Below are 14459 nucleotides of genomic sequence, written 5' to 3'. Positions count from 1 at the left end.
TGGTAGCCCCGCTAAGCACCGCGCCAGCGGGGAAGCCATCACGTCAGACGTGATGGTCGTCAACCACCACGGTATCTGGCCATGCGTGAATAACTTGCCTGCACCAGCGTTGCCAGCGGGATGGCGAAGAACACCCCCAGAACCCCCACAGGCCGCCAAAGATAATTACCGAGCAGGATAATGACGGCAACGGGTGCAGGTTGACCGCTTCGGAAAACAGTAACGGCACAAGCAGGTTGCCATCCAGCCCTGGATTATCAGGTAGACGGCGAAACGGCTCCAGAACTCGGTGCCCGCACCAAACTGAAAGCGGCGCCACGCCAATCACCGGAATGCGTGACATCACAAACGCGCCGATGTAAGGATCGGCACCAGAGAAGCCCACCAGCACCGCCAGCAGCAATGAATCGTTAAGGCCAAAGAGCTGAAAACCTAACCAGAGTGGCAACGCCGACGACAACCATCTCCAGCACTTTGCCGCGAATGTAGTTGGTTATCTGCTGGTTCATCTCTTTCCAGACCTGCCCTGCCAGCCCACGGTTACGCGGTAAGACGCGGCGCACCGCATTGAGCATCTGTTCTTTATCCTTCACCAGGAAGAAGACCAGATCAGAGGCACCAGAACCAGATAGACCGCCAGCGTCAACAGCCCGGACCAGCGATGCAAGGGAATATTTCACCACCGAATCGCCCATGCCCAGCGTCCGGGCACACATGTTATCCGCCATTGCATCGATCGCATGCCCGCATCCATTAACATCGGATAACGTCGTGGCAGCGTGGCGGCGTAATCGGAAAATTTTATTAAGCATACCCGGCATGTCGCGAATCAGATTCATCCCCTGCTGCCAGGCAACCGGCCATCACAACAAATGCCATAATCATCAGGATGCCGACAAACAGTAGCAGCACCATCGTCTGGGCGGCCCAGGCGGCAGGAGAAACCGACTGTTTCCCAGACGAACGGTTGGCCGTCGAGCGGATCAGGCCAGCACGGGATGGCGACCAGGCAGCGGCGCAAGAACCGCTGAAGAAGAGAATGACAAAACCTTGCAGCAAAATGACCAGCAGCGCGCAATCGCTTCCGGGTCAGCTAAAGCAACAGCGATGCCCGCTGCATCAACAATTCGAGCATTATGTTCCTTCCAGGAGCCGGATTGACCGGTGTGAGTTGAGGAATCTCTGAAATGTAGCACAAAAAAGACTTCGCTTTTCGTCGCCTTTACAGGAAACATGATCAACCGGCAGAAAAGGTGTTATTCCCCATCAGGGGGGATAAATTGCTCTCTCTATTATTTCACCGGAACGAAACCCGGCTCGTCAGGTGAAATGATTACCCGAAAAATTTCCAGGATTGAGGTTATGTTCAGGCAGTTGAAAAAAACGCTGGTCGCAACCCTTATCGCCACGCTGACGCTCGGCCAGATGATGCCCGCGTTTACAGGATTCTGCAGACAGTCTGCCCGATATGGGAACCTCCAGCAGGAAGCACCCTGTACCATTGGTCAGGAAATGCAGATGGGCGACTATTATGTTCGCCAGCTGCGCGGCAGTGCGCCACTTCATCGACAGACAGTTTACTCGTTCAGTACATCAACGGACTGGGCATGCGCCTGCCGTCTCGCATGCAAACTCAGTAAAGACCCCGTTTCATTTCTACTTCAGTCAATAATGACGAAATCAACGCCTTTGCTTTCTTTGGCGGCAACGTGGTGCTGCATTCGGCGCTGTTTCGCTATGCGGATAACAGAAAGCCAACTGGCGTCGGTGATGCCGCGCACGAAATTTCCCACGTGACCCAGCGCCATCTGGCGCGAGAGCCATGGAAGATCCGGAAGCGTAGCGCCCTAACCTGGGCTGGCGCACTGGGCTCCATTCTGTTGGCCCATGGCAAGCCCGCAGGCCGGGATGGCGGCGCTCACCGGTACACTGGCCGGTACGCAACAGGGCATGATCACCTTTACGCAGCAGAACAAACAGGAAGCGGACCACATCGGGATTCAGGTTTTGCAACGCTCCAGGTTTTTGATTGCAGGCAATGCCGACCTTCCTGGAAAAGCTGCTTGATCGATCACGTTACGCCTCGCGCGTCCACCGGAAATTTTGCTGACTCACCCCTTACCGGAAAGCCGTCTTGCCGATGCGCGTAACCGCGCCAACCAGGATGCGCCCGGTGGTAGTGCAATCCTCCGAAGAATTTTTCCTGGCCAGAGCCGGAGCCCTGGGGATGTATAAGCTCCGGGCATAATGGCAGACCACCAGCGATATGTTGAGATGCCTGGGCGAAAAGGCAATGTGCGCGAGCAACATGCCGCGCAATATGGTCGCGCCCTGCAGGCAATGGAGGCGAAGACCTTCGCCGACGCCGCTCGAAACGCTGCAACCTCTGCTCAGTGCCGATCCGACGAAATTAGCCGGTATATCGACCTGGCGACCGACGTGATTTGGGGCAGAACAAAAACGACGAAGCGATTAACCGCCTGAAAAATACGGCGGAAATTAAAAGATCCAACCCGGTATTGCCGCTCGACCTGGCAAACGCCTATCTGAGCAGCGGTCAGGCTGCCGCGGCAGAGGCGATACTCAATCGTTACACCTTTAACTGGAAGGACGATGTTAAACGGCTGGGAGTTGCTGGCGCAAAGCGGAAGACCAGGCATTAGGCCATCGCGATGAAGAGCTGGCGGCGCGTGCCGAAGGGTTGGCGCTGACGGGTAAGCTTTAATCAGGCCATTACGCTGCTGGGAAGCGCCAGTTCGCAGGTCAAATTGGGCAGCCTGCAGCAGGCCCTGTTACGATGCGCATATCAATCAGGCTTCGTCAGTTGTCAGAAAACGTTTCCGCCCGTATCAGAAGATGTCAACAAGGAGAACCGATGACAGACGCGGATGAAGAGTACCACAACCCTCGCTGCTCCAAGAGCCGCGATACCCTCAGCCTGCTGAAAGCCAACGGCGTTGATTCGCAGGTTGTTCTGTATCTGGAAAACGCCGCGATGCCGACACGCTTAAAGCGCTGTTGAAAATGCTGGGGATGACCAGCGCGCGGGAGCTGATGCACCAGAAAGAAGATCTCTATGATAACTCGGACTGGGGGATAGCCATCTCTCAGAAGAGGCGCTGTTGCAGGCGCCTGCTTGATAATCCCAAGCTGATGGGAGCGTCCAATCGTTGTGGCGGAACGGTCGCCGCGCCGCGTTGGTCGCCCGCCAGAACAGGTTCTTGAGATCGTCTACTAATGCCACAGGCCCGCAGGTGCAATACTTATCAGGGCCTGGGTTCCAGAATGTCTTTTACGAAGGGGATGGTCAGGCTCCGCTGGGCGGTAATGAAGGCACGGTCGAGGCTTGATCAAGCGTGTCAAGAGAGCGTGCGCATTTCGCAATGAGTCGCTTGAGCAGAAAACGTCCCCACATCTTCCGGCAACTCAAACCCGCGCTGCCTTTGCACGCAGGTTGGAGGCGCCTGCAGTTTGTCTTCATCAGAGAGCGGTTGCAGCTTGTAGATTTGCCCCGAGTCCAAGCGCGACGCAGGTCGGGCAACCCCAGATTCAATTGCCGTGGCGAGCAATCACCGGTGACGTTCTAGTCACCGCGTTTTGCCTGATTCCAGAATACGGTTATAGAGATTGAAAGATGGCCATCTCCCACGGTTCATCACCTCAGACACACTCGATATTATCGATTACAGACCAGCGAGAGATGCTCCATTCCTTCAAGCACTTCCGTGGTACAAACCAGCTGGTGACGCTTCTCAAGCGGCACGTGGCCCGAGCCGCATCACCACGCTGAGAGAGTTCGGCACACGCCGCATGAAGCGAGCGATTGGCTACGTCCTGCCCCTTCACGCGACCAGAAATAGATGCTATCCGCTATGATAGCTGGCGTCAGGACATTTTGCAACGCCGCCAGCAAAGAAGGGTTATGGCCCGGCCAGAAACTCGCAAAAGTTTCCATCGTCAGGAAGATAGAGTGGCAGGGAAAGCTGCGCCGGTGTGTTCAGACGTACCTCAACAGGGCTTTAAAAAACGCGGTAAGTTTCTTCGTAAAACTTTACCACATTTGAAACTGGGCATGAACACCCGGTTTGCAGAGCAACAATTAATGCTGATTTGCTTCGCTGTCTTCGGCGTCCCAGTACCACTTCTTCCGGACACAGGACACTAAATCAGACTGAAAATCAGGCTCAGCGCAACACCCACGATAGTCGCCAGCGCCATCCCTTTCAAATGTTCAGCCGCGCCAATGTCGGCACTTTCGCGCCCGCTGACGCCGATGATCAGAATGACGGAGGTCAGGATCAAGTTTTGCGCTTTGCTGTAATCCGCTTTCGATTCAATCAACACGCGAATACCGGATGCGCCGATTTCCCGTACAGCAGCAGAAGAGACACCGCCCATCACCGGTACCGGGATAATATTGAATCCCCGCCGCCGAGTTTACCTACGCAGGAGAGCAGAATCGCGATGATAGCCGGCGCCACCGATAACCCAGCGGTGCTGTCAGACGCACAGGGTGATCGCCATAACGCCAATATTCTCACCATAGGTCATATTCGGCGTTAAGAGCCGAAGAAACCGGAAATAATAGTTGAGAAGCCATTGGCAAACATGGAACGGTGCAGGCCCGGGTTGCATCAACGAATCGCGTTTCACGATATTGGCAGTAACCAGCCAGGAATGGCCCACATGCTCAGCAATAACCACCAGCGCCGCAGGCAGAAGATGTGGTGAAGATAGCAAACCATTCGAAACGCGGCGTGTAAGAAGGTTGGCAGCGCAAACCAGTGCGCATTGGCAATCGGCGTCATCAACAACACCCATCCGAAACGACAGCGCATAACCGGCCAGCACGCCAATAGCAGAATCGGGGATATCGCCATAAAAACCACGGAACAGTGCCGGAACCAAACACAGTCACGCCCAGCGTTACCAGCGAGATGAGCACGGTTCTGGAATCCGCAGACTGACCATCCCGCAGGCAGCAGGCCAGGCCATCTGGCCGCGACGCCGGCCAGCTCCAGACCGATGACGGCAACGGATCCGCCCATTGCCGCAGGCGGGAACATCACGTCCAGGCCAGCCGGTGCCTGCTTTCTTCACAATGAAGGAAACGATGCGGAAGCGGCACGCCGCACATGATAGAACCACCGGCGCCACTTCGTAGCCCAGCAGCAGAAGCAAGCAGTACCGGCTGAAATAAACGCGAAGCTTGAATCCCAGATAAGCCGGGATTTTGCCCTTACAGATAAAGAGATAAAGCAGCGTTTCCGATACCGTTTAAATAACAGTACGGTGGCCGGGTTAATATGGAACAGGATTGGCACCAGCACGGTTGCGCCAAACATCAAAACAAGTGCTGTCAAAAACTAGAGCGGGATTGTCTGTAAAAGCGGCAGTCTTTCACTCAGCCGATAACACAGGCGCGTCATAGTGTTTTCCTCTGGAGTGTTGTTGTTTATCCCCGTCACACGTCAAGACGCTGGTGCGTTGGCCATACTCGTCCACCCGAATCACTTATTTACGTAGATCATCAGGATTCGCTCGCTTGTCCCTTGCCGGCAACTCGACGAGTTATAGGGTATATGTTCCGCTCATCACCCATCCCGCAGTGTTGTGGACTGCGTGATGTGAAATCAGGCGGATTCTGTTCTGGTTTACGCCAAAAAAAAGCCAACTTAGAAAGTCGGCTTTTGATTTTTAAAGCAATTTATTTCGTACCAAAGATTTTGTCGCCGGCATCGCCGAGGCCCGGAATAATGTATCCGTGCTCATTGAGGCCCTTGTCGATGGACGCGGTATACAGCTCAACGTCCGGGTGCGCTTTTCTTCCAGCGCGGCGAGGCCTTCCGGGGCGGCAACCAGCACCAGCACTTTGATGCTGTTGGCAGCCTGCATTTTTCAGCAGGTTCGATGGTGGCGATCATCAAGCACGCCCGTTGCCAGCATCGGGTCAACGACCAGCGCCATACGCTCGTCATCAATGTTAGAAACCAGTTTCTTGGGAAGATACGGTACCGGCTCCAGGGTCTCTTCATTACGATAGATACCCACCACGCTGATGCGTGCGCTCGGAACGTGTTCCAGCACCCCCTTTCCCGTCATGCCCAAGGCCGGCACATGCAGAATAGGGACTACTGGTGATTTTTTTCGCCTTTGATTTGTTCGACTTCTACCAGGGCCGTTCCAGCCTTTGGGTCGGTCACACGTTCCGTTTCCAGATTCGGCAGTCGCTTCATAGGCTGGTCAGCAGACTACCGACTTCCGAGGCGAGTTCACGAAAGCGTTTGGTGCTGATGTGATTTTCACGCACATTCAGGCCCCAGCTCTGTGTTTGACGAGTGGGTGTTTTTACTTCCACGACCTTCATACTCTTACTCCTTCCCCCAAAACGGTGGCAGCCACAAAAAAAAATCGCCAGGATTATACCGCTTTTTCTCCGCCACGCTACAGGTGCGGCATTGATCCGGAATCAAACAGACTGGAAAAGAGTATACCGTAATAATCCCCGGCAGCCTGAAATAATGGACTCGCAAACGTTTGCCTTCACTGTTAGAATTGCGCCGAATTTTATTTTCCAAAACCTGATTAGTCGGGTAACAGCCTGAAATATGACAGGGTGAACCGCAAGCAAACGCGTGGGGACTCAAGCAGTGACCGATAAAACCTCTCTTAGCTACAAAGATGCCGGTGTTGATATTGACGCAGGTAATGCTCTGGTTGACCGAATCAAAGGTGTGGTGAAGAAAACTCGTCGTCCGGAAGTGATGGGCGGTCTGGGTGGCTTCGGCGCGCTGTGCGCATTGCCGCAAAAATATCGTGAACCAGTACTGGTTTCCGGCACTGACAGCGCAGGTACCAAACTGCGTCTGGCGATCGATCTGAAACGCCATGACAGCATCGGCATCGACCTGGTCGCCATGTGTGTGAATGACCTGGTTGTACAGGGCGCAGAGCCGCTGTTTTTCCTCGATTATTACGCAACCGGCAAACTGGATGTCGACACCGCAGCCAGTGTGATTAACGGTATCGCGGAAGGCTGCCTGCAGTCTGGCTGTGCGCTGGTTGGCGGCGAAACCGCTGAAATGCCGGGCATGTACCACGGCGAAGACTACGATGTTGCCGGTTTCTGCGTTGGCGTTGTTGAGAAATCCGAGATTATTGACGGTTCCAAAGTGGCCGACGGTGATGTGCTGATTGCACTGGCGTCCAGCGGTCCGCACTCCAACGGCTACTCCACTGGTGCGTAAAGTCATCGAAGTGAGCGGTTGCGATCCTGAGACGACACAGCTTGAAGGGAAATCCCTCGCGGAATCACCTGCTGACTCCGACCCGCATCTACGTGAAATCAATCCTCGAGCTGATTGAAAACGTAGACGTGCACGCCATCGCCCACCTGACCGGCAGCAGCTTTTGGGAAAATATCCCGCGCGTGCTGCCAGACAATACCCAGGCGGTGATGGATCAGTCCTCCTGGCAATGGCCGGCCGTCTTCAACTGGCTGCAAACGGCGGGCAATGTCAGCCGTCACGAGATGTATCGCACCTTCAACTGTGGTGTCGGTATGGTTATCGCCCTGCCTGCTGATGAAGCAGATAAGGCCATCGCATTCCTGAATGCCAAAGGTGAAAACGCGTGGAAAATCGGTATTATCAAAGCATCCGATTCCAGTGAACGCGTGGTCATCGAATGAAAAACATTGTGGTGCTCATTTCCGGCAACGGAAGCAACTTGCAGGCAATAATTGATGCCTGCAAGCAGAAGAAAATAAATGGCACCATCCGGGCAGTATTCAGTAACAAGGCCGATGCATTCGGCCTTGAGCGTGCGCGGGAAGCCAATATTCCCGCCCATGCGCTTCTTGCCTCTCAGTTTGCCAGTCGCGAAGCGTTTGACCGTGAACTGATGCAGGAGATTGACGCTTACGCCCCGGATATCGTTGTGCTGGCTGGCTACATGCGTATCCTCAGCCCGGACTTCGTGGCACATTACGCCGGTCGCCTTATCAATATCCACCCTTCCCTGCTACCTAAATATCCCGGTTTACACACCACCGTCAGGTACTGGAGAACGGTGATGACGTTCACGGCACCACCGTGCATTTTGTTACCGACGAACTGGACGGCGGCCCGGTGATTTTACAGGCACAGGTACCGGTGTTTGAGGGCGATACCGAAGAAGACGTGACCGCCCGCGTCCAGACTCAGGAACATGCGATTTACCCGCTGGTCGTGAGTTGGTTTGTTGATGGCCGTCTGGCTATGCAAGAAAACAGAGCCTGGCTTGATGGCGTTTGTCTGCCAGAACAGGGCTACGCGGCCGAGTAAGCAAATCTTTTCTTTGCCTGCGCGTAACATACCGTTGCGCGCAACACCTTTCTGCGGGTAAACCGGATTACTGTCATACTTACTCTGTTCACAGTTGGACATCTAATGGCAAAGCTCGCCATAATATGGGTGTCACTCAAACGAACGCCAACACGTTTACCTGCACACGAGGACACTGCCATAGCGAGAAGGAATTGCCGTGTCCCGAGAGTTAACCGGAGTGTAAGTTGTAATGGGTCAGGAAAAGCTATATCTGGAAAAAGAACTAAGTTGGTTGTGCTTTAACGAGCGCGTTCTGCAGGAAGCGGCGGATAAGAGTAACCCGCTCATTGAACGCATGCGCTTTTTAGGGATTTATTCCAACAACCTTGATGAATTCTATAAAGTTCGCTTCGCAGAACTTAAACGCCGCATCATTATTAGCGAAGAACAAGGACAAGGCACCAACACCCATTCACGCCACCTGCTGGGTAAAATACAGGCCCGCGTACTGAAAGCCAAATCAGGAATTTGACGGCCTGTATAACGAACTCCTGCTGGAAATGGCGCGTAATCGAATCTTTTTGATTAACGAACGCCAGCTTTCCGCCAATCAGCAAAACTGGCTGCGCCACTACTTCCGACAGTATCTGCGCCAGCACATCACGCCGACACTGATTAATCGCGAAACCAATCTGATTCGCTTCTTTAAAAGACGACTACACCTACCTGGCGGTGGAAATCATCCGTGGCGAAGATATCCGCTACGCCCTGCTAGAAATTCCGTCTGATAAAGTGCCGCGTTTTGTAAACCTGCCGCCGGAAGCGCCGCGCCGTCGCAAGCCGATGATCCTGCTGGATAATATCCTGCGTTATTGCCTGGATGATATCTTCAAAGGCTTCTTTGATTACGACGCGCTGAACGCCTACTCGATGAAAATGACCCGTGACGCCGAATACGATCTGGTGCACGAGATGGAGATCGAGTCTGATGGAGCTGATGTCTTCAAGCCTGAAACAGCGTCTGACGGCAGAGCCGGTACGCTTTGTGTATCAGCGTGATATGCCGGATGCCATGGTTGAGATGCTTCGCGAGAAGCTGACCATTTCCCGCTACGACTCCATTATTCCGGGCGGTCGCTACCACAACTTTAAAGACTTCATCAACTTCCCGAACGTTGGGAAAGCAAAACCTGGTGAACAAACCGTTGGCGCGCCTGCGCCATGTCTGGTTTGATAAGTTCCGCAACGGCTTTGATGCCATTCGCGAGCGCGATGTGCTGCTCTATTATCCGTATCACACCTTTGAGCACGTGCTGGAACTGCTGCGCCAGGCGTCGTTTGACCCAAGCGTGCTGGCAATAAAAATCAATATCTACCGCGTGGCCAAAGACTCGCGCATCATCGACTCCATGATCCACGCCGCCCATAACGGCAAGAAAGTGACCGTGGTGGTTGAGCTGCAGGCGCGTTTCGATGAAGAGGCTAACATCCACTGGGCGAAGCAACTGACCGAAGCCGGTGTGCAGGTTATCTTCTCGGCGCCGGGCTGAAAATCCACGCCAAGCTGTTCCTGGTGTCGCGTATGGAAAACGATGAAGTGGTGCGTTACGCTCATATCGGTACCGGCAACTTTAACAAAAAGACCGCACGTATCTATACCGACTACTCATTGCTGACCGCCGATGCGCGTATCACCAATGAAGTGCGCCGGGTCTTTAACTTTATTGAGAACCCGTACCGTCCGGTGAATTTCGATTATTTGATGGTTTCGCCGCAAAACTCGCGCGATCTGCTCTACAAAATGATCGATACCGAAATTGCCAATGCGCAGAAAGGCATTCCTTCGGGCATTACGCTAAAAATCAACAACCTGGTGGATAAAGGCCTGGTTGACCGGCTGTATACGGCCTCCAGTTCTGGCGTGCCGGTGAATTTGCTGGTGCGCGGTATGTGCTCGCTTATCCCTGAACTGGAAGGCATCAGCGATAATATTCGCGTAATTAGCATTGTTGACCGTTTCCTTGAACACAATCGCATCTATATTTTTGAGAATGGCGGCGATAAAAAAAGTGTATCTGTCGTCTGCTGACTGGATGACGCGAAACATCGATTACCGTATTGAAGTAGCGGCGCCGTTGCTCAATCCGCGCCTTAAACAGCAGGTACTGGATATCATTGATCTTCTGTTCAGTGATACCGTCAAAGCACGCTACGTCGATAAAGAACTCAGTAATCGATATGTGCCGCGCGGCAATTCACCGCAAAGTACGCGCACAGCTCGCGATTCATGAATATCTGACATCACTTGAACAGTCTGACTAATCTATGCCGATAAATGAAAAGACAGCACGACCGCAGGAATTTGCTGCGGTCGAGCCTGGGTTCGAACAGTTTTCATATGGTGATTGCCCGCGTTGTTGATGGCGCCATGCAAATCATTGGCCGTCTGAAACAGACGCGTACATCTGGCGGATGGCCTCGACAGCAATAATATGCTGAGTGAAGAGGCTATGGAGCGCGGTCTCGCGTGTCTGTCGCTGTTTGCAGAACGCCTGCAAGGTTTTTGATCCTTCAAGCGTGTGTATTGTAGGGACCCACGCGTTGCGCCAGGCGCTCGACGCACCGGAGTTTCTTAAACGGGCAGAAAAGGTTATTCCCTACCCCATCGAAATCATCGCGGGTAATGAAGAAGCGCGCCTGATTTTTATGGGCGTTGAACATACGCAGCCGGAAAAAGGCCGCAAGCTGGTTATTGATATCGGCGGCGGTTCGACCGAACTGGTCATTGGCGAAGATTTTGAACCCAAACTGGTGGAAAGCCGTCGTATGGGCTGCGTCAGCTTCGCGCAGCTTTATTTCGCGGGCGGAACAATCAATGCGGAAAACTTCCAGCGCGCCCGCGTTGCCGCAACGCAGAAACTGGAAACGCTGGCCTGGCAGTTCCGTATTCAGGGCTGGGACGTCGCGCTTGGCGCGTCCGGCAGTATCAAAGCGGCCCATGAAGTGCTACTGGCGTTAGGGGAAAAGGACGGCATCATCACGCCTGAGCGCCTCAAAAAACTGGTCGCCGAAGTTGTGAAGTTCAAAAACTTCGACGAACTGAACTTGCCGGGTCTGTCCGACGAACGTAAAGCGGTCTTCGTTCCAGGTCTGGCAATTCTCTGCGGGGTATTTGACGCGCTGGCAATTAATGAACTTTCGCCTCTCAGACGGTGCGCTGCGCGAAGGCGTGCTGTATGAAATGGAAGGCCGTTTCCGCCATCAGGATATTCGCAGCCGTACGGCACAGAGCCTTGCTAATCAATACAATATCGACCGCGAACAGGCGCGTCGCGTGCTGGAAACTACCATGCACATGTACGATCAGTGGCAGGCGCAAAATCCGAAGCTCATTAATCCGCAACTGGCGGCGCTACTGAAATGGGCAGCCATGCTGCATGAAGTCGGTTTAAATATTAACCACAGCGGTATGCATCGTCATTCGGCTTATATCCTGCAAAACAGCGATCTGCCGGGCTATAACCAGGAGCAGCAACTGATGATGGCCACGCTGGTGCGCTATCACCGCAAAGCGATCAAGCTGGATGACTTACCGCGCTTCACGTTGTTCAAGAAAAAGCACTATCTGCCGTTAATTCAGCTTTTACGCCTTGGGGTGTTGCTGAATAACCAGCGCCAGGCGACGACGACGCCACCGACTCTGCGTCTTACGACCGATGATAACCACTGGACGCTGAGCTTCCCGCACGACTGGTTCAGCCAGAATGCACTGGTTCTCTTCGACCTGGAACGGGAACAGGAGTACTGGGAAGCCGTCACCGGCTGGCGACTCAAAGTTGAAGAAGAGCAGTCGCCCGGCGTAGCGGCATAAAATCAGGCCGCCTGAATCTGCCCTGGCAGATTTTCCAGCGGCTCTGGTTTACCAATCAAATATCCCTGCAAATAATCGATACCCAGCGCAACCACTGCGCTGCGTATCTACTTCATTCTCGACATACTCCGCCACGACCTGCATCTTTTTCATTCTCGCCAGATGGCAAATCGAGGCGACAATCTGATAATCCAAACTATTGGATACGATATTGCGGATAAAGCTGCCGTCGATTTTCAGGATATCGGCATTCACATTTTTCAGTCGGGAATAACTGGCGTAACCGGTACCAAAATCGTCAATCGCTACGCTACAGCCCATTTTTTGCAGTTGGCCGAGCGTTTGATTTGCCTGCTCCAGATTAGTTAACGAGTTACTCTCGGTTATCTCAAAGATCAACTGCCACGCCTCGATACCATATTTTTTCAGTAGCCGCCCCACCTCCAGAGAAAACTGTGCCCGACACACAGAGGCGGGCGACAGGTTAATGGCAAAACGCTGCGCGGGTAGCGTTGCGCGATGAGCAGACATAAAACTCAGCACATGTTCCACTACCCGAAGAATCGATACGTGATGACAGGCCGAACTCATGGGCAACCGGCAGAAAATCATCCGGATTAATGTACTGGCCGTTCTCTTCATTCATGCGTAGCAGAATTTCGTAGTAGCTGTCACCGCGCATCCCGGCGATAGGCTGCACCAGTAAACTAAAGCGGTTCTCTTCCAGCGCGAGTTGCAGACGGTTCATCATATCCACCTTGTCCTTAAGGCTACGCTGGAGGTTCGCCGCCCCGCTATGCTGCAAGCTTTCCGGATGATTTGTCGCCAGCGACAAGTCTGCAATGGTACTCAGTTCGCCAAGCAGCAAGTAGAGGTGCTGCACCGGTGAGCGCACATAGCAATAGCTCATGCCCACCTGTGGCTGCAGCGGCATATCATCCCAGAAGAAACGAAACGCCTTAATTTGGGCATCCAGCGCTTCAATCCGGTTCTGGTGCGACGGTGTTAAGACGAATAGCCAAATCATGGCCTGAGAGATGGTAGACACGTTCGTCTTCATCAAGGCTGTTTTTAAGCCAGTCCGACAGTTTTTGCTTGTACTGAATACGCAGCATCACGCCATAGTTACGCCCCAGCACTTCCAGTTCCGGCACACTTAAATAACAAAGAACAGACCAGGGTGAGCCCGCAAGCGCACGATTGAGGGCGCGCAGATTGGGTATCTGAACAACGGGATCAAGATAGGCAAGACGACGAGCACGGGCATGAACATGCCGTTGTCGTGTTGCCAGTACCGATACACAAAGAATGATAAAAGAGTAAACCAGGTAACTCGACGAGGCGATAGCCAGTTGAATTTCATAAGCCGGATAGACGGGAAGATAACGATAAAAATAGTGTACCGAGACAATCAACAGCAGCGTCCAGAGCACCGATATAAACCGGTATCCATAGCGTAACGCCCCCCATAGCATGACAGGCAATACCAGAGAGAGCGTGTAGTTGGTGCTGAAAATGGAGCTATTTTCATTCAGCGGCATGAGCAACAGTATGACCAATCCGGCCAGGATACTCAGCCAGATAGCCATCTCACAGCGAGTCACTTTCGGGTCGAATTCATGGCGCAGTTGCGATAACCAGCTTCGCAGATAACGCGGATGGCGGATGATACGAATAACCAAATAGCAGAGCGGAATACCGGTCATGGTCCCGACCAGTAACGCCTGATAATCAATCAGTAAATGAATATTTAACGATAATATATCGGTCTTACTAAAATCCGTATCGTACAGCGCCAGCCAGATAACGAACTCGAGAATAATCAAATAAATCGTTGCCGGGCAAAAGACCTGCCAGAAAATTCGCTGGGCAATAAAAGCAGCGTTTCCGTAGGCAATATTTTGCCGACGCGTAACAAAAACGCGATAGCCGCCCCAACTGATGACCACGGGAATAAGCAAATGAAAAATTTGCGCCGCAAGCTCAGAGATATCGTGCATGCCGATATTCAGGACCAGTGCGAGAACCATGCCGGGTAGCGCTGCCCAGCCAAAGACCACCATCAGACTGAACATCAGCGCCATTGGCAGGGAGAAAAGGACAACCGTTTCACCCGCGACATGCGTATAGGTATTCGCCAGGTTAAACAGTGGCAGTAAAAGACATGGCAACACGAGCGGTAATGCCCACCATTTGTCTTTGTGCTGATGATATTTTTTTAACGGAGTCATAGATGCTCGACAAAAAACCCAGTTTCCCAATGGGTATTTCAGGCAGGCATC

The 14459-nt window shown here is 53.1% G+C and carries 4 protein-coding genes and 11 pseudogenes; 8 read left to right on the top strand and 7 right to left on the bottom strand.

Annotation, left to right across the window (positions count from 1 at the left end):
* Positions 1-43 precede the first annotated feature (43 nt).
* The 3 genes and pseudogenes from ACS0RQ_RS06915 to ACS0RQ_RS06905 all read right to left on the bottom strand — a co-directional run.
* Positions 44-460, bottom strand: coding sequence for a hypothetical protein (locus ACS0RQ_RS06915; protein WP_499079281.1), 417 nt, complete (start codon positions 458-460; stop codon positions 44-46).
* On the bottom strand, positions 411-839 hold the full coding sequence (locus tag ACS0RQ_RS06910) for an AI-2E family transporter (RefSeq protein WP_499079280.1): 429 nt from the start codon (positions 837-839) through the stop codon (positions 411-413). Before ACS0RQ_RS06910 ends, ACS0RQ_RS06915 begins: the two co-directional genes overlap by 50 nt.
* Before the next feature lie 186 nt (positions 840-1025).
* Positions 1026-1135, bottom strand: a pseudogene (locus tag ACS0RQ_RS06905) (AI-2E family transporter); the annotation flags it as partial.
* A gap of 574 nt (positions 1136-1709) precedes the next feature.
* On the opposite strand from ACS0RQ_RS06905, the pseudogene ACS0RQ_RS06900 reads away from it, so the two are divergent.
* From ACS0RQ_RS06900 to arsC, 4 genes and pseudogenes are all read left to right on the top strand, one after another.
* Positions 1710-1808 (top strand): annotated as a pseudogene (locus tag ACS0RQ_RS06900) (hypothetical protein); the annotation flags it as partial.
* Positions 1809-1908: 100 nt separating this feature from the next.
* Positions 1909-2067 carry a hypothetical protein gene (locus tag ACS0RQ_RS06895; protein ID WP_499079341.1) on the top strand — a complete coding sequence of 53 codons (159 nt, stop codon included), beginning with the start codon at positions 1909-1911 and terminating at the stop codon, positions 2065-2067.
* A gap of 377 nt (positions 2068-2444) precedes the next feature.
* Positions 2445-2663, top strand: a complete 219-nt coding sequence (locus tag ACS0RQ_RS06890; RefSeq protein ID WP_499079279.1) for a tetratricopeptide repeat protein — start codon at positions 2445-2447, stop codon at positions 2661-2663.
* Between the two features lie 212 nt (positions 2664-2875).
* Positions 2876-3238: pseudogene (gene arsC / locus ACS0RQ_RS06885) on the top strand (arsenate reductase (glutaredoxin)).
* 28 nt (positions 3239-3266) lie between these two features.
* On the opposite strand, the pseudogene hda reads toward arsC, so the two are convergent.
* From hda to upp, 3 pseudogenes are all read right to left on the bottom strand, one after another.
* A pseudogene (hda, locus tag ACS0RQ_RS06880) lies at positions 3267-4001 on the bottom strand (DnaA inactivator Hda).
* Between the two features lie 98 nt (positions 4002-4099).
* A pseudogene (gene uraA / locus ACS0RQ_RS06875) lies at positions 4100-5429 on the bottom strand (uracil permease).
* Between the two features lie 278 nt (positions 5430-5707).
* Positions 5708-6367 (bottom strand): annotated as a pseudogene (gene upp, locus ACS0RQ_RS06870) (uracil phosphoribosyltransferase).
* Positions 6368-6650: 283 nt separating this feature from the next.
* On the opposite strand from upp, the pseudogene purM reads away from it, so the two are divergent.
* The 4 pseudogenes from purM (at position 6651) to ppx (ending at position 12177) form a co-directional block, all read left to right on the top strand.
* Positions 6651-7690, top strand: a pseudogene (purM, locus tag ACS0RQ_RS06865) (phosphoribosylformylglycinamidine cyclo-ligase).
* A pseudogene (gene purN / locus ACS0RQ_RS06860) lies at positions 7687-8324 on the top strand (phosphoribosylglycinamide formyltransferase). The pseudogenes purM and purN overlap by 4 nt, the downstream one beginning before the upstream one ends.
* Before the next feature lie 232 nt (positions 8325-8556).
* Positions 8557-10628 (top strand): annotated as a pseudogene (gene ppk1 / locus ACS0RQ_RS06855) (polyphosphate kinase 1).
* A 3-nt stretch (positions 10629-10631) separates the two neighbouring features.
* Positions 10632-12177: pseudogene (gene ppx, locus ACS0RQ_RS06850) on the top strand (exopolyphosphatase).
* Between the two features lie 2 nt (positions 12178-12179).
* On the opposite strand, the pseudogene ACS0RQ_RS06845 reads toward ppx, so the two are convergent.
* Positions 12180-14408, bottom strand: a pseudogene (locus ACS0RQ_RS06845) (sensor domain-containing phosphodiesterase).
* Positions 14409-14459 lie beyond the last annotated feature (51 nt).

It is taken from the genome of Phytobacter diazotrophicus, from assembly GCF_052061655.1.
GTDB lineage: Bacteria > Pseudomonadota > Gammaproteobacteria > Enterobacterales > Enterobacteriaceae > Phytobacter > Phytobacter diazotrophicus.
The sequence above is the reverse complement of the archived record's forward strand: the minus strand, read 5'-3'. Positions and strand labels throughout refer to the sequence as shown.